This window comes from Pilosibacter sp. NGB245 (genome assembly GCF_057397225.1).
Window position 1 is genome coordinate 2,326,663 of record NZ_CM171584.1, and the last position, 20,508, is coordinate 2,347,170.

Genomic DNA, 20,508 nt, shown 5'->3' on the forward strand with positions numbered 1-20,508 from the left:
GCGGCGGGTCGCGTTAGCGACATCATTCCATTCTGCCGCAGTGCGATCCCCCGGAGGGATTTTTTGCTCTATAGGAATCATAACTTTCGTACTTTAATGTAACATGGTCTTTCCTATAGAGCAAAAGATCCGGCAGAACACATATCTGAAAGTGCCCTGCCGGATCAAAATACCAGCTTTATTCTTTTGAATTATTCCTGCAGCTTAAATCCCGGGATCACATCGCTCCACTTGTTGATTCCGATGATCTTCTTCGCGAATTCCGTATACTTCAGAGATTTATTTGTATCAATATATTTGAATACGTTGTAAATATTCTTCGGCATAACGGCGATGACCCTGTTCGGGCTTGACATGTCAACTGTCCAGAGACCAAACGAGCAGGACTGCTCTACCTCGATCACCGCATCGACCTGACGGTTTAAGATAAACGCGTCGATATACGGGTTGTTGTCCACAAGATAGTACGCGTAGGCAAATGCCGCTGCCTGGATATCATAGACGTCTCCACGGGTCGCGCTCTTTGATGTAAAGCCCTCCTCAGAGAGAATGATATGACGGACATTTCCGCCTGCATCGCGCATGATGTCCTTCTGGAAGTAATCTGTCAGGACGTTGAGGTTTTTGAAGTTTACGACCGGTGAATCTTCGGTATTGTTGACAGCTCCCGTCTGATCATCATCCCAGAACTCCGGCTCCGTCATCGGATGCGGGTACGGGTGGTAGGCAAGTCCCCACTCGATATTCCCCTCGTCACGGATATCGGCGTTGAAGCGGTCAATAAAATCCTTTGCACCGTACATCAGGTTGGAGTTTGCGCGCTTCCACTCATAGTCCGTGGAGAAGAAGACTCTCGCGTTCCGGCTCTGGCTCTTGATCGCCGTGTAGGCCACACGGAATACCTTTGAGTAAAGCTTTGTATAGGAATCAATGTCCATCGGGCCGGTGTAGTTCCAGTTTAAGTTGTTGTTGATCTCATTTCCGACGATCCAGTTGCTGACACGGCCGTAGTCATCGTGGGCACCGGAATAGCGCTCTGCCATAAAGGAGAGCAGCGCACGGGTCGTCTCATATCCCTGCTCCGTGGAGACATTAAAACCGTAGTAGAAAGCTTCCTTTCTCTTCGCAAGCCCGGCTTCGTGAAGCTCCGGGTAGCTGTCGTTCCAGCCATTTAAAAGGATCGCCGTCACAACGATTCCTTTCGCGGAGAAGGCACTGATCATCTTATCATAATCCTTGATGAGATCACCGTTGAAGTTGTAGGTCTTTCCGTTGTATTTGTATTTTAAATTACCGCCCACAAGCTGGTGATACGGGATATTGACCGTCGTGTGCTTTACGCCCAGGTTCAGAGCGTCACCGAGCATATCGAGCTGGATCAGAAGTCCTTTTTTGCTCATCGGCTCCGGGTAATCCTCGCGATATTTTGCCACATCGCCCGGGTTCGTCACATAGATCGCATTGCTGATCGGGGTGTAGGTGCTGCCGGTCTTTAACGCAACCACGAATCTGGAATAGAGCATCGTATCCGTGGAATCACCGCTGTATTTTAAGGTAAATTTTAACTTGTCGGATTTGTTGCTCCATGCGATGTAGTCCGTTCTGGAGCCTATCTCAGACTCATATGGGTGAAGCTCGAACAGATAATAATAGCCATCATCCGGAGTTTCCCCCTCATTTAAAGCGCCGGTCGTAGCTGTTCCTGTGACGGAAATGCTGTTTCCGTTCTCTACTGAACAAGCCTTCAGCCTTGCGCTGTCATAAGCAAAGCTCGTGAAGCATCCCACCGCTGCGGTCATCAGAAGTCCCATAAGAAACGCCGCACCACTGCGGAATAATGTTCTTTTTTTCATGTCGTTTTCCCGCCTTTCTTTTTTGCCTAGACTATTTTATCATCTGGGTTTTGGTGATTCAATTACGATTCCCTTACGATTTTACGGCAATCTGCCGCCTTTTTCGCCATCTTTGCGGCATCAGGACCGCCGGAACCGACCGATTTTGATACAAAATATAAGCACACTCTTTCCGTCATGCTAAAAAAACTCCAGAACAAGTGCCGCCAGATTCGCCGCGAAATGGAACACCACCGGTGCCTTCACCGTATTCGTTTTTTCCATAAGATATGCCAGGATCAGCCCCATAAAGAAGCTGTAGATTCCCTGCACAAGGTCCCAGTGGAACACACCGAAAAACGCCGCGGTCATAAATGCTGCCGCCGGGGCGGATACAAGCTCCTTGCATCTTCCATAGAGAACGCCGCGGAAAAAATATTCCTCAAGGATCGGGGATGCCGCCAGAAGCACCACAGCCTCCAGCCACAGATTTCCTGTGAACAGGCTCTCATCTGCCAGGGCCGCGCCAGAGATCTGAAGCGCTCTCACCACAAGGCCGAACGCCAGAGATACTCCCGCGCCACTGAAAAATGCCGCAGCCGCGATTTTTCCGTTCCAGTGTTCTTTTCCCCTGAACACCGAATCCTCTCTATAAAGATGTACCAGCATCGGAACCGCGATGACTGAGCGGAACAAGGTATCCCATAAGATCACGTCGTCCCCGAAAATCGTTGTCTGCGCAAGCGGAAGTTCAATGATACATGCTACCGCCAGACAGAACAGTATTGGAAAAAGAATCCTCCGGATCCTGATCTTCAATTTTTTCTCTCCTTTCATACTGCCGAACCGGCAGCTTTACGCGCACCAACACATCTTACCACATTTTGCGATGGAATACAAATATCTGGGGTGGAATATATTATAAAAAGCAGTTCCATGAGACATCTGCACGTCTCTGGAACCACATGAAAAGGATATCATTTCATGAAATTTCCATTTTTCTGTCTTTTAAAAAAATTTCCGCGCGATCATGACCAGATTTTCGCAGGAAGCCGTCCAGCCGCACTTCTCCTGGCTCTCATCCTACTCCCCCTCTCCTATGTCCTCGGCGCTTTCGCCGCCACCGTCATTCCGTCAGTCCCGGCATCTGCGGACGGAAACTGGGGACTCTCATTCCAGCAGGATGGAAAACCGCCTGTCGCTAACGCCACGGCAGATGAATTAAAGCAGTACAACACCTGGTACGCCGATCTTTCCGGCGAGAAAGTCATCTACCTGACCTTCGACGCCGGATACGAGAACGGCAATACCCCCATGATCCTGGACGCCCTGAAAAAACATCAGGTTCCCGCCGCGTTTTTCGTCGTCGGAAACTACCTGGAGACCAGCCCGGACCTCGTAAAACGCATGGTCTCCGAGGGGCATATTGTCGCAAACCATACATACCACCACCCGGACATGTCGAAGATCAGCGATCCGGAAAGCTTCGCGAAAGAGCTCTCAAGCCTCGAAACAAGCTACGCAGAGATCACAGGAGAGACCATGCGGAGATACTACCGGCCGCCCCAGGGAAAATACAGCAAAGCGAATCTTCAGATGGCAAAAGCTCTCGGCTATCAGACCTTCTTCTGGAGTCTCGCCTATGTGGACTGGTATCAGGATCAGCAGCCCACAAAGGAGGAAGCGTTCAAAAAACTTCTCGGCCGCATCCATCCGGGTGCCATCGTGCTTCTGCACAGTACTTCCTCCACAAACGCGGCGATCCTCGATGAGCTGCTGACGAAGTGGGAGGAGATGGGCTACCGGTTCGGGACATTGGATGAACTTGTCCGGAAGGCTGCTGCCACACAACAATTTCAGCAAGTTTAAAATTCCCTGGTCTGCAGTGTTCACCAGCTTCATACAGCGAAAGCTGACATTTTCACGCATACCGGCAGCACCTGTAAACGTAACTTTCATTCGAACATATAATATAAATAAGAATGGGCCTTGGCATATCTCGCGCCTCGCGCGGTCGCTTGCGACAATCTACATCTTCGCGCGAGTGCGCATCATTGGCACGTTAGTGCCTTTTGTGTAATAGGGAATTCCCTATTACACAAAAAGCACCTGCTGCCCTCTAAATTTATAGAAGACACAACAGGTGTTTTTACCATAGCTTATTCCCTTTCCGCTGCAACGCGGCATCCTGTCCTAATCCGGCTCCACGATCCGGTATCCGACGCCAACCTCTGTAAAAATATACTGCGGCTCCGCCGGATTCTTCTCGATCTTTCTCCGGATATTCGCCATATTCACGCGAAGGATCCGGTTATCGTTCTTCATATTCGGTCCCCAGATCTCTTTAATAATATAGTCGTAAGTCATGACTTTCCCGGCATACTTTCCAAGAAGACTCACAATTTTATACTCGTTCTGGGTCAGCCCCGCGTCCACACCGTCGATAAACACGCGGTGCTTGTCATAATCGATGGTCAATCCGCCGGATTTAAAAACTCCCGTCTGTCCGCCCGGCTGATTCGGGATCCCAGACCTTGTGTGACGGATCGCGGTGCGGATCCTTGCGAGAAGCTCGGATGTTCCAAAAGGCTTCGTGATGTAATCGTCAGCTCCGAGATCCAGCGCCTCCACCTTATCCCTCTCATGGGTTCTCGCCGACACAACGATCACCGGCATCGCGGACCATTCCCGCACGCCCTGTAAGATCTTCATGCCGTCCATATCCGGCAGACCGAGGTCTAAGATCACCACGTCCGGACACTGGGAGGTCACCATGCTGTATGCCTCCGCTCCCGTCTGCGCGACGATCACATCGTAATTGTTCGCTTCCAGCACTGTCTTGATGAAATTGCTGATCCTCTTGTCGTCTTCCACGACCAGCACTCTGTCTTTAATCTCCATATTCCGTGTCCACTCCTTTCGGCAGCCAGAACATCACTCTGGCACCGCCTTCTTTTCTGTTTTCTGCTTTCATGATTCCGTCGTGGGCTCTTACGATGGTCATGCAGACCGAAAGTCCGATTCCCATATTTCGCTTGGAATCGCTCTCTTTTCCGTCCTCCGACTGGAAACTTCCGTCGAACATTCTCGGAAGAACGGACTCCTCGATTCCGGCACCGTCATCCTCAACGGAGAATTTCACCTGGTCCCCGTCCTCCGTCACGATCAACCAAATCTTTGTCATACCATCCGCGTGGAGCACGCAGTTTTCCAGGAGATTTACGATCACCTGCTCGATCAGGATCGCGTCCATAGGCACAAACAGGACATCTTCCGGCACTTTCGGGATTATCTCGATATCCGGGAATCGTTTTCTGAATTTCGTGATCGCTCCGCTGATCACGTCCTCCACCAGTTCATCTTCCTTATTGATCCTGGCGGTTCCATCCCCGATCCTCGTGATGGAAAGAAGGTTTTCCACCATCCGGACGAGCCACTGACCCTCGGATTTCATGTCCTCAAGGAGTTCCAGGATATTTTCCTTAGAGAGTGCGTCATAGTTGTCGATGATCCCGGACGCGGAACCGACGATCGCCGTCAACGGGGTGCGGATATCATGGGAGACCGCCCGCAGAAGGTTCGCGCGCATCTTTTCCCGCTCAACCTCCAGCCGCATCTGCTCCTGTTTCTTGATCTGGGTCGTCAGGGCGCTGACGCTGCAGGCCACAGCCAGCATGGCAACGAAGGTCAGCGGGTATCCTGTGATCGCAAAGTTCAGTTTGAAATACGGGAACGTAAATACATAGTTCACGCCGAACACAGCGATGATCGATGCGACGATTCCATAAACATATCCATCCGTAAAGCGGGACACAAACAGCACCGCCAAAACGAACAACAGCGGGACGTGCGTGTCTGATTCTGAGATCCGCTGGACAAGAAAACAAAATGCTGTCGCGATTCCCAGGATCCCGAACGCGATCCCGCTGTTCTTTAACACTGATCTGACTTTTGTGCTCATAGGGGAACCTCCGGTTTTTTTATGATCCATGAAGAACAACTGCTGCCATTCTTATCACTTGTTCTTCTTTTGGATTCATTATAACATAATTTCTGCTAAAATCGTGTTAAGATTGCAGATAATTTTCCGAAAAGTCACCCGTCTTAATGATATTTGTTCAGATTTCACTGCCGGTTTTTCAAGCAGCCAGTCAACCATCCCTTTATTTTAACGATATAAAGAATATCCGTACTTCACTTTTCTATAAATCTTCTGAGCGATCATGACCGGAATATAACCCGTGATCACGATGGTCGGAATACCGCCTACAATTGCAACAAGGATGATGAAAAGGATCGAAAATAAATTAGCCATGATATAGACCTCCCAAACTCTTCTTTTATATCCACCCCGCTTTTGTTTCCTGCAAAGAATCTTTGCCAAATTTCTTTTTCGGGATGTTTTTAATCTGACAGGATGAAATTTCTCTCCTGTTTTTAAGTCGAACCATATATATCACAGAATTTTTATCCCCGCTACCTTTTTACCTGCTTTTTAGCCGCCGCTTAATCGCTTATTTTTTCTCCTTAACACGAATTTTGCAAATAACATGTACAATATATTTCGTCAGGATTTTCGTAACTTTTGTATGTATTTTTTCACGTTTTGCGTCATCTTAACAGACTTTTTCAAAAATATAATTTAATTTTTGCAGTCTGGGCTTCCCTACATATGCTAAAAAGAGCTGCTGACCCAAATATAGTCACACAGCTCTTTTCAGCTTTGCGCAGAAAAATCTTCCTCCGCGCCTTATTTACTTCTCAAGCATCTTGTCCGCATGGTCAAGGGCTTCCTCAATATTCCTGCAGAAGTTCTCTCTGCCCACCAGATCAACGAATCCGGCTTTCTCCATCGCGCGCATCGGCTGCTCGTTGACATGGGACAGGATCAGAGTCACGCCGTTCTTTTTGCAGCGCTCATAGAGGGCTGTCATGGAGTTCATGGCCGTGCTGTCCGCCGCCGGTACTGCACGCATACGAAGAATCAGGCATCTTGTGCCTTCCCCCACTGTGATCTGATTGATGCGGTCAGCCGCGCCGAAGAATAACGGTCCTGTGAGCTCATAGACTGCAAGCTCCATCGGGATCTGGCGTAAATCTGCCGGGTTGATCTCCTCTGCCGCCGCCTTCAGCTGCGCTTCCTCTACAGAAGGAATCGCATTTGCCTTTTTCGCGCCTTTGGCAGCTTCCTCTTCGTCGCGCTTCTGCTCCTCAAGTTCCTCCACATGGAGCCAGCTTCTGACTCCCATCTCATCGCTCATGCGCTTCATGAACAGCAGGCAGGAAAGGACCATGCCCACCTCGATCGCTACGACAAGGTCAAAGACAACGGTTAAGAAGAAGGTAAGAACAAGAACTGCGATATCGCTCTTCGGAGCCGTCTTTGCGAGTCTTGCGAAGGTTCTCCACTGGCACATGTTGTAGGCTACCATGAACAGGATCGCCGCGATCGTCGGCATCGGGATCCAGCTTGCATACGGCATCAGGATCACGAGAATCAGAAGAAGGACGCCCGCATGGACCATACCTGCCACCGGAGTACGTCCGCCGTTTTTGATGTTTGCTGCTGTACGTGCGATCGCACCGGTTGCCGGGATACCGCCGAACAGGGCGGAAACGATATTACCTGCACCCTGGGCAACAAGCTCTGTGTTGGAGCGGTGCTTTCCGCCGATCATGCCGTCTGCAACGACGCAGGAAAGCAGGGACTCGATGGCTGCCAGGATTGCGATCGTGAATGCGTCGGATAAAGAGCCCTGGATCACGTCATAGCTGAATGCCGGCATATGGAAGGCCGGAAGTGCATTGCTGACGCTGTAGAGATCTCCGATCGTGTTGACCTGTAACGGAAGGAATTTTACCATCACGATACCTGCGATGACTGCCACTAAGGATCCCGGGATCTTCTCTGTGATCATCGGCATCACGATGAGGATCGCAAGGCAGACAAGACCAACGATCACCGCATGGATATTCATCGTACCGAAACCGGCTGCAAACGCTTTTAACTTCTGCATCGTCTCGATCGTCTCCATGCCGGCCGGGTAGGTCACTCCAAAGAAATCCTTTAACTGTCCGATCACGATGGTCACCGCGATACCGGAGGTAAATCCGGTCGTGATCGTGAACGGGATAAACTTGATCAGGGAACCAAGCTGGCAGAATCCCATGATAACAAGGATGATACCTGCCAGGATCGTAGCGACTGCCAGACCTTCCACGCCGCTTCTCGCAACGATGCCGGCTACGATCGTCGCGAACGCCGCTGTCGGGCCCGCGATCTGTACCTGGCTGCCGCCTAAGAATGAGATCACAAATCCTGCTGCGATCGCCGTGTAGATACCCTGCTCCGGCCCCACGCCGGATGCCAGTGCCAGCGCGATAGATAACGGAAGGGCGATGATGGCTACGATGATACCCGCTACGACGTCAGACATCAGCTGGGCACCGGAATACTTCTTCAATGTTGTGAACAACATTGGACGTATTTTTTCCATACTCAAACTCTCCTTTTTTCTTTTCGTGTTCTAAATATAGTAGGATCTTTTTTGTTTTCTAAAGAATTTACCTGAAATTTCTTTTAAAACAAAAAATAACCGCCAGCCGTAAAAAGACCGACAATTACCTATTATACAGAAAAATAAGGAGCTGTCCAGTTTTTTCGGGATTTTAGCGGAAATAGATATATTTTTAACATGATGCGCAGTATGATGACTGATCTTACGCGATCAGGAACCGGGCAACCGTAGTTTCTTGCAGGTAAATGGAGGCAGAAAAATCCCCGCACATACCTGTCTGCCAGGCACATGCGGGGATCTATGATTACTCTGCGTTTTCTTTTTTAGTTTTAGCATTGATACCGGATTGTTCCGCACTTCGTGCTCCCACAATCCTTTCGCTCATGTCGTTATACGCATCCATATTCAGATTTCCCATCAGCTTATCCACCACAAGGGCATTCGTCAGGGAACCTGTGACGTTGATCATGGTTCTTGCCATATCGATGATCGGGTCGATCGCTAAGATCGGGCTTACCATACCGAACTGGGCGCCCATGCCGACGCCGGAAAGTCCGACGGAAGCTGCCATCGTGGCTGTTCCCGGGATACCGGCGATTCCAAGAGAACCGATCGTAACGACAAAGATCGTCATCACAATCATCGTGATATCGATCGGAGTTCCTGTCACGTTGCAGACATAGATGATCAGAAGTGACGGGAAGATACCCGCGCAGCCCTGCATTCCTGCGGTTGTACCGAATCCGGCTACAAAGCTTGCGGTACCCTGGTCAACACCAAGCTTCTTTGTCAGTGTCTCGATCGTCATTGGAAGACATCCGACGCTGGAGCGGGAGGTGAATGCCATCAGCATGGTCGCAAACGATTTCTTTATGTATACGACCGGATTCAGAGCGTTGATCACAAGGAAGAAGATCTGAATGATAAACTGAACGACAGCCGCCACATAAAGCGCGATGATGAATTTTCCGACTTCCAGGATGGAGGAGAGACCTCTCTGCGCGATCGTGTTCGCGAGGAGCGCCATCACAGCCCACGGCATGTAGTCGAGGATCAGGAGCGCCATATTGATCATCGCCTTGTGAGCCGCGTTGATCAGATCGTATAACGGCTTCGCCTCTTCCTTGCTCTCATAGTTGATCCACCAGATCGCAAGACCCAGGAATCCGGAGAAGATAACGAGGCCGATGATGTTGCTGTCGACCATCGCCTGCACGATGTTTCCCGGGATCAGGTTTTTGATGGTCGTAGCGACCGGGGTAATATCCTTAGCAGTCGCGGTTCCATCTTCCACGATCGCTGCGCCTTTTCCGACGCCGAACAGCGTTCCGATCACGATACCGGTCACAGATGCGATCGCAACCATCCCCATCGTGACTAAAAGTGTCTTTTTTACGAGCTTCGCCATGCTGCTGCCCTGCTGCATGTTGATGATCACCTGCATGATGGAGATCATGACGAGCGGGACAACGATCATCTTGATCAGGTTGATGTAGCCGCTTCCGAACATTGCAAACCAGGTTGTCGTCTCTGCGACGAAAGCAACTTCCATCGGTTTATCCGGGAATCCGGCCACAAACTGGATCGCCAGGCCGAGGACAAGTCCAAGTCCGGTACCAACCATGACTACGGCAGCAAAATCCATGTGTTTTTTATGGTACAGCACATGGATCAGATAAAACAGAGCCGCGAGAACAGCGAGGAACGCGATCGTCCGAACGTCGCTGATCATCAGAAACTACTTTAAAAATACGTTTTCCATCTTCTTTTAACTCCTGGTGTTTTCTAACTTCCTTGTTTTTGGTTTTTGTCCAACTGCACAAATACGGCAGTCCGGATTTTTTTACTGCGAAGAGTGAATTTTCTCCACCTGCTTCACATAGAGCGTCTCTCCCGAAACCGTGAATTTTACCTCATACCCGGCAAATTCCATCCCGTAGACCCGTGCCGGATCTTCCTGGTAGGACGGACGCGGATCCTGGGAAAGGACGGTGCGGAGCGGGGCGCGTTTCTCCTCCGGAAGGAGTGTTAAGAACTCCTCCGGGATCCGGACATTGAGCCCGTATTCCTTCGTCTGGTCCGTAAACCCGCCCTTCGCCTCCGGATGGCTGTCCGCGAAGGGAATATACGGCTTGATATCAAAGACCGGCGTCCCATCCATCATATCCGCCCCTGTCACCACAAGGACCGGCATTCCGTTCTCCCCGGTTTCCACCGCCTTTAAGCGGACCACGGAGAGCCCCAGGGAATTCGGGCGAAACGAAGATCTCGTCGCAAACACGCCGACTCTCGTGTTTCCGCCGAGCCGCGGCGGGCGGACGGTCGGAGACCACTTCTTCGGATCCCTCACATTTTCGGAGAACTCCCAGATCAGCCAGAGATGGGAGAATTCTTCGATCCCGCGGACCGCGTCCGGATTGGAAAACTCCGGTTCAAATACGATCCGGGACTCCAGATCTCCTGTGAGGCCGCTCTGCCTGGGGATCCCGAACTTTGTCGGAAAATCCGTGTGGATCCTGGCAACCGGGCGGATCCTGTGATCCGTATTTCCCGATCCCGATTCTTTCACTGACATAGGCGCTCTCCTTCCTTCTTTTCACTGACTGTTTCCTGTTCCCGGTCTTGTTTTTCACCGGTCACACTCTGAGGTCATTCTCATCCGCGAATATCGAGCCATTCTTTCAACGCAGCCATCTGTTTCTTTGCGTCGAGAACTCCGACCTGATACGTCTTTTCGATCTCCTCTGCACTTCTCGAAGTCCTGCTGATCGTGAGCGGTACACTCGGCCGGATCACAAAGATCTTTCCTTCTTTTTCCAGCTTCTCGATCCTGCGGATGCTGCGGTTGTACTCCACCGAGCGGTTCTTTAACACCTCGGCAAATTTCGGGTACTTCCGGTACACAAGATCCGCCATCCAGGCATTCTCCGGCTTTTTCCGGTACTCCAGATCACGGGTCAGAACGACAACATCCTTTGTAAAACCGAGTTTCATGAATGCCTCGACCGGAACGCTGTCGGTACAGCCGCCGTCGAGAAGCTTTCTGCCGCCCAGCTCCACAAACTTTGAGACATACGGGAGCGACGCTGACGCGCGGATATAATCGATATCCTTCTTCATGTCATGAAGCTTCGCGTAGACAGGTGTTCCCTTCTCCACATCGCTGCAGACCACATAGAAATCCGTTTTCTCCTTATTGCGGTCGAACGCCTCATAATCATAAGGATCCAGGACCTCCGGAAGTTCATGGTAACAGAAATCCGTGTCCACAAAGTTTCCGGTCCGTATCATGTTCTCAGCGCTCATAAAGCGTTTGTCCGCACAGTATTTTTTATAATACCGGATACTTCTCCCCCGCTGCCCGGACAGGAAACTGCATCCATGGACTGCACCTGCCGAGACACCGATCACGCCGTCAAATTCAAGCCCCTCATCCAGAAAGACATCGAGCACACCCGCGGTATAGATCCCGCGCATGCCGCCGCCTTCGAGAACAAGACCTGTCTTATTCTTTGCTCTATCTTCACTTTCATTGTTCAAAAGCTCTTTTCTCTCCTGCTCCAATGTTTTTTCCTCCTTCCTATCATAAAAGGGCATCGGATTCCTATTTTACAACGAATGCGGCTCCCCGTCAAGGAAGCCGCATTCTGCAAGTCCATATAAGTTTTATCATCGTTACTTTTAATCGACCAGTTTATCCAGTTCGCTCACATACTCGGTCTTGTCGCTCGTCACATGTCCGGCTTTTCCCGCATAGAGGTTTACCGCAACCTGAGATTTTTTGACCGGCTGCATCGTTCCGGCACCTGCAACGCAGCCGCCCGGGCATGCCATTCCTTCCAGAAGATAGCCATTGTACTTTCCGGCTTTGGCGAGCTGAAGAAGTTTCTTGCACTCCTTTAAGCCTTCCGCGTTCGCAACCTTGATCTCCTTCCCCGGATACATCTGTGCGATCACATCCACCACGGATTTCGCGACACCGCCGGCAACCGCAAAGTTTCGTCCATCCTTCGATGCAGCATTGACTCCGCCTTCATCCTCCTCGATATTTTCGATGTCGACATGGCGCGCATCAAAGATTCCCGCCATCTCCTCGAAGGTCAGGACAAAATCCACATCGCTGCGCACGGAAGTCCGCATCGCCTCCAGCTTTTTCGCCGCACACGGTCCGATAAAGACAACTTTCCCTTTCTCATGTTTCTTCTTAATGAGTCGCGCTGTCAGCGTCATCGGTGTCAATGCCATCGAGATGCAGTTCGAGTAGTCCGGGAACAGCTTTTTCGCCATCACCGACCATGCAGGACAGCAGGAGGTCGCCATAAACGGAAGCTGTTCCGGAACTTCTTTCACGAAGTCCTCCGCCTCCTGGACTGCACATAAATCCGCGCCGATGGCAACCTCAAAGACATCCGCAAATCCGAGCGCTTTCATAGCCGCACGGAGTTTTCCGGGTGTGACCTTCTGTCCGAACTGACCGACAAACGCCGGTGCCACAGCCGCATAAACGCGCTCGCCCGTCTGGATTGCGCGGATGACCTGGAAGATCTGGGATTTGTCTGCGATCGCACCGAACGGGCAGTTCACAAGGCACTGTCCGCAGGACACGCACTTATTATAGTCGATATCTGCCTTTCCGTTCATGTCGGAGTGGATCGCATCCATCCCGCACGCCGCCGCACACGGACGTTCCTGGATGATGATCGCATGGTACGCACAGACATTGGCACACTGTCCGCACCGGATACACTTATCCGGGTCGATCTTCGATCTTCCGTTCGTCCGGTCAAGCGTCACGGCATCCTTCGGGCAGACCTCCACGCACGGATGTGCCAGGCAGCCCTGACAGCCGTCTGTCACGTAAACACGCTTTTCCGGACATGCATTGCACGCAAATTTGATCACGTTGATGAGCGGCGGCGTGTAGTAAGTCTCCGGTTTGTCCGCCTCCTCGATCCCTGTTGAGACAGGCGCCGGATCCGCTGCCCCGCGGTACGGAAGTCCCATCGCAAGCCGCAGTCTCTCGCTCACGATCGCCCGCTCAAGAAACACATCATTTCTGAAATTTCCAACTTCTCCCGGAATGATCTTATAAGGTAGTTCCTCGATTCGTTTGTCCACCGGCCATTCCGTATGGTACGCCATTCTTGCTACTTCCCGGAAGATCCGGTGACGGATCTCCTGGATCCTTGTCTCTACACCTCTCATAAATGTTTCCTCCAAACATTTTCGTTGATACGTCCTTCCATCTCCTGTCTCCCACATTCGCAGGATCAGCGAGCCGGACAGATCTTTCTTGTCAAAAATATAACACCGGCATTCTTTTTCTTCAAGACCAAGTTTCCGCTTATCTGCCTTTTTGTTAAGATTCATGCAGGATCTTAACGTTTTTATCTGCCGGTATTCCGCTGTTTTTTCGTGGGATGGAATTTCCCGGGCTGAGAATTCCATTTGCATTTTCGTCCTATGCCTTTTATAATAGGAACAGCAAAAGATCCGGCACCTGTGCATGGATCTCTTTACAGAAATTTCCGTGCAGACAAGTTTCTGCCCCACCAATGAAAGGAGTTTTTCCCATGGCATTCAAAGAAGTTGATATCAAGAGTCTCACCTTTAATCCCTTTACAAAGATCGGTTCCGAGTGGATGCTGATCACTGCCGGCGATCAGTCCGGATACAACACCATGACCGCAAGCTGGGGCGGTCTCGGCGTTCTCTGGGGCAAAAATGTTGCCACCTGCTATATCCGCCCGCAGCGCTACACAAAGAAATTCGTCGACGCGAACGATACCTTTACCCTGTCCTTCTACGGGCCGGAGCACAAACAGGCACTCTCCATCTGCGGTTCCAAATCCGGCCGTGACTGCGATAAGGTCAAAGAAGCCGGTCTGACTCCGTACTTTGTTGACGGTACAGCAGCTTTCGAGGAAGCAGACATGGTCTTCGTCTGCAAAAAGCTCTACGAGGATGAGATCCGCCCGGAGAACTTCATCGCAAAAGAAAACGATGAAAAATGGTATCCGGAGAAAGATTACCACACCGTTTATATCGCGGAGATCACAAAAGTTCTTGTGAGAGAATAATCCTGCGTTTCCAGCCAGACGTGCGTGAGACTTGGCGTATAATTCCGGTCGGCACAAGCCGGTAGATTCCGATAATCTATATCAACATAAAAAGACCTGCAGATTTCATACATTTCTGCAGGTCTTTTTCGTTTTATGCATTTATCATATTTTCTTTGATCATCCGATAAAATCGTAATTCTTACCCGTGAAAAAACTGCCATAGCAGCATTCTGCCGACATTCCTTTACTGCTCGCTCATCTTCCTGTCATACGCCTCTTTCAGGCTGCACTTCAGCGTGATTCCCAGATCTTTGAATACCAGATCCAGACCGGCCATCACGGCTCCCACTTTCTCCGGATAGGCGTTTTCGCCCATATGCCCGATGCGGATCACTTTCCCCGCAAACGCGCCGAAGGATCCGGCCAGCATGATGTTGCATTTTTCCTTCATCGCGGTGAGGATCGCGGTGTCCGTGGTCCCTTCCGGGACATTGAATACCGTCACAGTGTTGGAAAATCCTGTCTCCTGGTATAATTCCAGGCCGGCTTCTTTTACTGCCGCCCGGACCGCATTTCCGATCTTTGCATGCCGCTCCAACATATACGGATCATTTTTAATGTTATCGAACGCCTGTCTCAGTCCGTAGATATCGCTGATCGGCATCGTATACGGGAACCACTTTTTCTCATAATAGCCGTCAAACGCCAGGATGTTCGCATAGAAGGACGCGACCGGTGTTTTCCGCGAATGCATCGCCTTGTAAGCATCCGCACTGATCGTCACAAAACTTAATCCTGGAGGTGCGGAAACCGCTTTCTGGGATCCTCCGCAGAGAAGATCGATCTGATAATCGTCCACCCGCATCTCCTCGCCGAACATGGCCGAAACGGAGTCCACCAGGGTCAGGATCCCATACTTCTTTAACAGCGGGCAGAGCTTTGAGACATCATTTAACATCCCGCTTGGAGTGTCACAGTGTACCAGCGCCGCATATTTAAAGTCATGATCTTTTTCCAGATATTTTTCCAGTTCCGCCACATCAAACGCGTTGCGGTAGTCGGTGGAGTAAAGGACCGGCTCTCCGCCGTACATGGTCACGAACCCGGCAAAGCCTTTTCCGTATTCTCCGTTATCCATTACAAGCACGCGGTCTCCCTTTTCGGTGAGCGTCGCACAGGCCGCTTCCAGTCCTAAAATTCCTTCTCCGTCGAGGATCAGCGTCTCATTTTTCGTATGAAGGAGCTCGCTGATCTCCTCACAGGTCTCCTTGTAAAAATCATAGAAATCGGCATCCAGATCCGGATTGGTGCAGGCAAGCGCCCGCGCCTGCCGTACATTTTCCCGCACCTGTGTAGGGCCGGGTGTCATGATATCGTACATAATCTCTTCCTTTCTCTCGCCTGCAGGATCAAATCCCTGCCCGGAGCTTCCTTTTATTTTAAGACAGGGCGCAGGATCTTGCGAAGCGGCTCAATGCAGATCATAACGATTACAGCTGCTGTGCCGATCTGGACCAGATTTCCCGGGATCGAAGCAACCGGGGCAAACACGTTGTGATAAATGATCACTTCTGCGATATAGTATCCTACAACCTTGATCACGCACGCAACCGCGATCGCGATCGCATCTCTCGTTAAGCTGTGGTGTCCTTCTGTGATCGCGCCAACTGCGTAACCCATCGCACCTACGATCACGAACGTAAACGGCGCCCATGCCGTCCAGCCGGATAACAGATCAAACAGTCCCATACCAAAAGCGCCAGCCAGCATGCCAGTGCGTTTTCCAAGCAGGATCGCGCAGATAAATAACGGTACATTTCCGAGATGGATCAGTCCTCCGTTTGCCGCGATCGGGAGTCTCACATTTACAAAGGCTGTAAATACATACGTCAGCGCAATAAACATTGCATCTAAAACGAGTTCTTTTGTGCTGTATCCTTTTTTTGCAGCCACTGCTGCCTGGTTTGTGCTCATATCATCATTCCTCTTTTCCCGATGAATGTACTCTCAGGGCCCTTGGAGAATGACATCAGGCTTTCTTTTTGTATTTGCTGTATCAGCTTAGCCTTATGATATATGATATATGGACTTTTTAAAACAGCCAGTTTTTGTTAATTTGACCAGTCCAGATTACCGTATTTTTCTTGTTCGCCCAAAATACAGCATATCATGGTCGGAAGTCATGAAGAACTCTACAGAGCAATGGAAACGGACCGGGTCGACCTCGTACTGAATGACCAGAGACGGGCATTTTCCGACCGCTACAACAATGAAATCCTGGCTGAAAGCCGGATGTATATCGAAATTTCCAGCCGAAATACGCTTGGACGTCTGGAAATGATCGATATCGCTGAATTAAAAAATATCCCCTGTATCCTGATGACCCATCCGGACAGGGATATATGCCCGTCGATGTGATCGGCGATCCTGTATGGTCGGATTCCACCATTGACCGGATTCCTCTCGTCAGAAACGGGGATCCTGTCCGGAAGACATACTGCGCCTTCTGGCGAAAGGATAATTCCGGGTATTACATTGAGGATTTTTCGGATATGTTAAAAGAAGCTTTTGCATGAGAATTTTATTACATAAATCGGAATTTATCAGTTAATAAGTTTACTCGCCAGTCCATTGCATTCATATTGACACCTCACATTGATCATTGTCTATGTTCAATATAATATAACATAGATATTTGTCAATGTATGTATTTTAAAAAAAGAGAATCAAGTTTTTGATTCTCTTCATACATTCATTATAGCTTTTATCCTCCATTTTATTTGCCCCAAACAGCCGCTGCATTCGACCTTACAAGCAGTTCTTCCACAGGCAGACCAATCGGACAAATATCATGACAAGATAACGACTTCCCGCATCCCTCAAAATATTTCTTCTTATATTCAGCAGAAATCTCATTCAAATGAGTGCTTTCCTGTTCTTCATTCAGAATCCGAAATGCGTTGACTGCAGCAACAGCGCCTGCGAAAGTCCCATTTGCAGAGAAGTTAGGACACACTTCAAGGCAGCAGCCACACATCAGACAGCGTGCCGACTGGTATCTCGGTTCATGTGTCCACGGATTCATATAAGCTTCACTTTCAAGCCAAAGATTCAGTTTTTTCAAATTTTCAAACAGAATTGACCGGTCAACGATCAAATCTCTTACAAGCGGAAATTTGCTTAAAGGTTCCAAGGTGATTGTAGAACCTTTTAACGTATGTAGAAATGTAGAGCATGCCAGCCTCGGACGTTCGTTAATCAGCATGGCGCAAGCCCCACATTTTCGCACCATACAGCTACATTCCCAGCTGATGGGAGTAACTATATTTCCTGAGTTATCTTTCAAAGGGGTTCTACTGTTCAATTCCTTTAGAACAGTGGCAACAGAGCTGTTTTTGCTTCCGTCATACTCAAATTCCTGCCAATAACTGTCTGATTTCTGACTCTCCTGCCGCTTGATTCTTATTTTATATACCAAGTGAATCACCGCCTTTCTGGAACAGGTACAAAGGAAATCTGTATCTGCTTTCCATCAAATCTGGCTACCGTTGTTTTAAGGTAATCATCGTCATTGCTCTTCGGATAATCCTCCCGCCAGTGTGCACCACGGCTTTCTTTTCTTGCAAGAGCACTCTTTAGAACTGCCATGCCAAGCAATGGAAGATTTCCTGTCAGCGCTTGTACCGTTTGAATCCCATTTAACAACGTATTCTCATTTCTGACAACGCCCATAGTCTCCTGCATCACTTTGTTTAATTGCTTTATTTCTGAAATTTGAGACGCTGGTGGAAAATCTATCTGTGTCGCACAAGATAGATCTACTACATCTGCCTGTTCGCATGCTGATTTTGCCGCAACACGTCCTCCGTATAACGCTCCTAACAGAGAATTTCCACCAAGACGGTTGGCACCATGATATTGGGCACAGCATTCTCCGGCAGCGTAAAGATTCTGAATCGGCGTTCTGTGCTGCTCATCCACCAGAATGCCTCCCATAAAATAGTGAATTCCCGGTAAAACAGACACCGGTTCCTTTCGTATATCTTTATGCAGATAGGTCATACAATCGTCTGCCAGACCAGATAGCTTATTTGAAATAATCTCGTCCGATATTTCCGTCATGTCGAGAAATACCTCTGATTCATGGCTGACCTTCCATATCTCTCTGGCGGTAATATCTCGTGGCATCAGATTTCCAAGCTCCGGGTATTTTTCCTCCATGAAATACCATTGTTTTCCATCTTTCATGGCAAACAACCTGCCACCTTCCCCTCTGGCCGCCTCGCTGATGAGCATGCGTTTTCCACCACATTTCACAGTTGTCGGATGATACTGGATCATCTCGCCATTTGCCAGAGGAACACCAAGCCGGAACAATTCTGCGGTGACTTCTCCTGTATTGCTCAGCGAACCCGTTGTATTTCCAAACAATCCGTGCATACCACCGGTGGCAACAATAACCGCATCCCCCGGTAATTCCACAGTCTCCTGACTGTATTCATCCCTGATTACGCAGCCACAACAAATATTGCCACACAGACGAAGTGTTAGGAAAGAATGATGGCTGAACCGTTCTACCATACCAGATGCTTCTTTCCTGCGAACAGCGTCTATCATAGCTGTCATGATCTGCTTCCCGGTATCGCTCTGTGCAAAAGCAGTCCGTTTCTTTTTCTGCCCGCCAAAATTCCGCAGATCCACATCATCATAGCCACTCATGTTAAATTTAACTCCAAGTTTTAGCAGCCAGTGCACCAGCTCTGGTGCTGCCTGTGTCATTCCCCAAACTGCATTTGGGTCTGCCAGACCACATGCTGCCTTTATTGTATCTGTAAAATGTTCTTCGGGACTGTCGTTTTCATCTTTTGTATTCAAAGCTGCGTTGATACCGCCCTCCGCCATAACAGACTGTGCCCGCTCTGACGGAAGGGAGGAAACCAGTTTTACATTGCATCCATTTTCCGCTGCCTGCAAAGCCGCTGAAAGTCCTGCCAGTCCAGCACCTATAATAATAATTGTCTTACTCATAGATATTGCCACCCAATATAATATAAAATAACCGCTCCCGCTATAAAAAGAAGAAACACCGAAAGGATCAAATAAATATCACTCCTTCGTTCTTTATAACTGATGATTCCCAGTGATACGAGCAATGGGCGGATATTGATAAAAATATGAACAAAAATTGCCGCTACGAACAAAAGCTGAGTTACCATCTTTACAGTTGTAAAAGGGAACAAAATATATGTCCCATTCTGCACCTTTCCAAACAAGCCAATATGGAAGAACAGCAGGATCAGTATTGCCAGCCCACTGGCTCGTCTCGCCCAGAATATGGCGTTCTGTTTCAGATACATTTTTCCGGATTGCTTCGCTGTCTGTAAACTCTGAACTGTCAGGATGACACCAATCACCGTATGCAAAACAAGAATACCAACACCAATCCATGCAAGAAGTTTCCCTGCGCTACTTCCAACTCCGTTCAGCATAAAGCTGCCCATGATTCCATGAATCATAAAAATGAGAAGCATTAAAACAGACAAAATCGTATTCCATTTTCTCATAAATTCCCGCTCACCTCATTTCTTCGCTGTCCATGATCATATAGTCCATCTGTGTTAGCGTTGTAACGTCAATAAAATCATCCGGTGCCAGGAATACATCATACTTTCCACTTACCACTCTTGATAGCATCATTGTGTTACTGTACTCTTTCAGATCTACGGAGAAACCGGCCTGTTTCAACCTGTCACAGAGTTTCTTAGCATAACTGACAAGCGGATAATCCGTCTCAGATACATATAACCGAAAACTAATGTCCGTTTTCATGAGATCTGTTTCATTTGTTTCCGAATCGTCCAGTGCCAATTCTTTTAATTTATCCCGGGTGTTCTCGTTGTCGAGACCATCTGACATCATATTAATACCGAGAACATAAGAGCCTTCCAACTGTGCGGAGGCTTGAGCCGCCTTTTTTGACTTCGGTGTTGCTCCTGTGACTGCATCAATCATAGAGGGCGGTGAGTGCAAAAGTGCACCGAAACCTGCAAGAAAAACAATTGTAACTGCTAACAGAATCAATTTCCGTTTCACATT

The 20,508-nt window shown here is 49.2% G+C and carries 19 protein-coding genes; 3 read left to right on the forward strand and 16 right to left on the reverse strand.

What is annotated here, in order from left to right; all coding sequences use genetic code 11:
* Window positions 1-191: 191 nt before the first annotated feature.
* Window positions 192-1,853, reverse strand: coding sequence for a DUF5722 domain-containing protein (locus ACXMYH_RS10580; protein WP_329752686.1), 1,662 nt, complete (start codon window positions 1,851-1,853; stop codon window positions 192-194).
* A 180-nt stretch (window positions 1,854-2,033) separates the two neighbouring features.
* A complete protein-coding gene (locus ACXMYH_RS10585; protein WP_486554856.1) occupies window positions 2,034-2,651 on the reverse strand; it encodes a CPBP family intramembrane glutamic endopeptidase in 618 nt (205 codons plus the stop codon).
* A 165-nt stretch (window positions 2,652-2,816) separates the two neighbouring features.
* Between ACXMYH_RS10585 and ACXMYH_RS10590 the strand changes: the two genes are divergently transcribed.
* Window positions 2,817-3,701 carry a polysaccharide deacetylase family protein gene (locus tag ACXMYH_RS10590; RefSeq protein WP_486554857.1) on the forward strand — a complete coding sequence of 295 codons (885 nt, stop codon included), beginning with the start codon at window positions 2,817-2,819 and terminating at the stop codon, window positions 3,699-3,701.
* A gap of 324 nt (window positions 3,702-4,025) precedes the next feature.
* On the opposite strand, the gene ACXMYH_RS10595 is transcribed toward ACXMYH_RS10590, so the two are convergent.
* The 8 genes from ACXMYH_RS10595 to ACXMYH_RS10630 all read right to left on the reverse strand — a co-directional run bounded on the left by ACXMYH_RS10595 (window position 4,026) and on the right by ACXMYH_RS10630 (window position 13,555).
* Window positions 4,026-4,733 (reverse strand): response regulator transcription factor, encoded by a 708-nt coding sequence (locus ACXMYH_RS10595; RefSeq protein ID WP_015554126.1) that lies wholly within the window; start codon window positions 4,731-4,733, stop codon window positions 4,026-4,028.
* On the reverse strand, window positions 4,723-5,793 hold the full coding sequence (locus ACXMYH_RS10600; protein WP_215703570.1) for a sensor histidine kinase: 1,071 nt from the start codon (window positions 5,791-5,793) through the stop codon (window positions 4,723-4,725). Before ACXMYH_RS10600 ends, ACXMYH_RS10595 begins: the two co-directional genes overlap by 11 nt.
* Before the next feature lie 207 nt (window positions 5,794-6,000).
* Window positions 6,001-6,147 carry a hypothetical protein gene (locus ACXMYH_RS10605; protein WP_015554124.1) on the reverse strand — a complete coding sequence of 49 codons (147 nt, stop codon included), beginning with the start codon at window positions 6,145-6,147 and terminating at the stop codon, window positions 6,001-6,003.
* 439 nt (window positions 6,148-6,586) lie between these two features.
* A complete protein-coding gene (locus ACXMYH_RS10610; RefSeq protein ID WP_118532923.1) occupies window positions 6,587-8,329 on the reverse strand; it encodes a SulP family inorganic anion transporter in 1,743 nt (580 codons plus the stop codon).
* A 325-nt stretch (window positions 8,330-8,654) separates the two neighbouring features.
* Window positions 8,655-10,082: a cation:dicarboxylate symporter family transporter gene (locus tag ACXMYH_RS10615; protein WP_486554858.1), complete on the reverse strand. Its 1,428-nt coding sequence runs from the start codon at window positions 10,080-10,082 to the stop codon at window positions 8,655-8,657.
* A 111-nt stretch (window positions 10,083-10,193) separates the two neighbouring features.
* Window positions 10,194-10,925, reverse strand: a complete 732-nt coding sequence (gene tsaA, locus ACXMYH_RS10620) for a tRNA (N6-threonylcarbamoyladenosine(37)-N6)-methyltransferase TrmO (RefSeq protein ID WP_118532921.1) — start codon at window positions 10,923-10,925, stop codon at window positions 10,194-10,196.
* A gap of 80 nt (window positions 10,926-11,005) precedes the next feature.
* Window positions 11,006-11,914 (reverse strand): patatin-like phospholipase family protein, encoded by a 909-nt coding sequence (locus ACXMYH_RS10625; protein WP_275950599.1) that lies wholly within the window; start codon window positions 11,912-11,914, stop codon window positions 11,006-11,008.
* A gap of 117 nt (window positions 11,915-12,031) precedes the next feature.
* Window positions 12,032-13,555, reverse strand: coding sequence for a 4Fe-4S dicluster domain-containing protein (locus ACXMYH_RS10630; RefSeq protein WP_486554859.1), 1,524 nt, complete (start codon window positions 13,553-13,555; stop codon window positions 12,032-12,034).
* A gap of 368 nt (window positions 13,556-13,923) precedes the next feature.
* Here ACXMYH_RS10630 and ACXMYH_RS10635 point away from each other — a divergent pair, with 368 nt between their 5' ends.
* Window positions 13,924-14,430 carry a flavin reductase family protein gene (locus ACXMYH_RS10635; protein WP_118321209.1) on the forward strand — a complete coding sequence of 169 codons (507 nt, stop codon included), beginning with the start codon at window positions 13,924-13,926 and terminating at the stop codon, window positions 14,428-14,430.
* A gap of 226 nt (window positions 14,431-14,656) precedes the next feature.
* Here ACXMYH_RS10635 and ACXMYH_RS10640 read toward each other — a convergent pair whose 3' ends face one another.
* Window positions 14,657-15,793, reverse strand: a complete 1,137-nt coding sequence (locus ACXMYH_RS10640; protein ID WP_486554860.1) for a pyridoxal-phosphate-dependent aminotransferase family protein — start codon at window positions 15,791-15,793, stop codon at window positions 14,657-14,659.
* Between the two features lie 53 nt (window positions 15,794-15,846).
* Window positions 15,847-16,386, reverse strand: a complete 540-nt coding sequence (locus tag ACXMYH_RS10645) for an ECF transporter S component (protein ID WP_117485747.1) — start codon at window positions 16,384-16,386, stop codon at window positions 15,847-15,849.
* A gap of 195 nt (window positions 16,387-16,581) precedes the next feature.
* Here ACXMYH_RS10645 and ACXMYH_RS10650 point away from each other — a divergent pair, with 195 nt between their 5' ends.
* Complete coding sequence (locus ACXMYH_RS10650; protein ID WP_147352743.1) at window positions 16,582-16,830, forward strand: hypothetical protein; 249 nt, start codon at window positions 16,582-16,584, stop codon at window positions 16,828-16,830.
* Window positions 16,831-17,188: 358 nt separating this feature from the next.
* Here the strand turns inward: ACXMYH_RS10650 and ACXMYH_RS10655 are convergent, their stop codons facing one another.
* The 4 genes from ACXMYH_RS10655 to ACXMYH_RS10670 are packed head-to-tail and all read right to left on the reverse strand — an operon-like array spanning window position 17,189 to window position 20,505.
* Complete coding sequence (locus tag ACXMYH_RS10655) at window positions 17,189-17,899, reverse strand: succinate dehydrogenase/fumarate reductase iron-sulfur subunit (protein ID WP_486554861.1); 711 nt, start codon at window positions 17,897-17,899, stop codon at window positions 17,189-17,191.
* Window positions 17,896-19,440: an FAD-binding protein gene (locus ACXMYH_RS10660; protein WP_486554862.1), complete on the reverse strand. Its 1,545-nt coding sequence runs from the start codon at window positions 19,438-19,440 to the stop codon at window positions 17,896-17,898. The genes ACXMYH_RS10655 and ACXMYH_RS10660 overlap by 4 nt, the downstream gene beginning before the upstream one ends.
* Window positions 19,437-19,976 (reverse strand): pilus assembly protein PilX, encoded by a 540-nt coding sequence (locus ACXMYH_RS10665; protein ID WP_486554863.1) that lies wholly within the window; start codon window positions 19,974-19,976, stop codon window positions 19,437-19,439. Before ACXMYH_RS10665 ends, ACXMYH_RS10660 begins: the two co-directional genes overlap by 4 nt.
* A 10-nt stretch (window positions 19,977-19,986) precedes the next feature.
* Window positions 19,987-20,505 carry a DUF6921 family protein gene (locus tag ACXMYH_RS10670; RefSeq protein ID WP_486554864.1) on the reverse strand — a complete coding sequence of 173 codons (519 nt, stop codon included), beginning with the start codon at window positions 20,503-20,505 and terminating at the stop codon, window positions 19,987-19,989.
* Window positions 20,506-20,508: the final 3 nt, after the last annotated feature.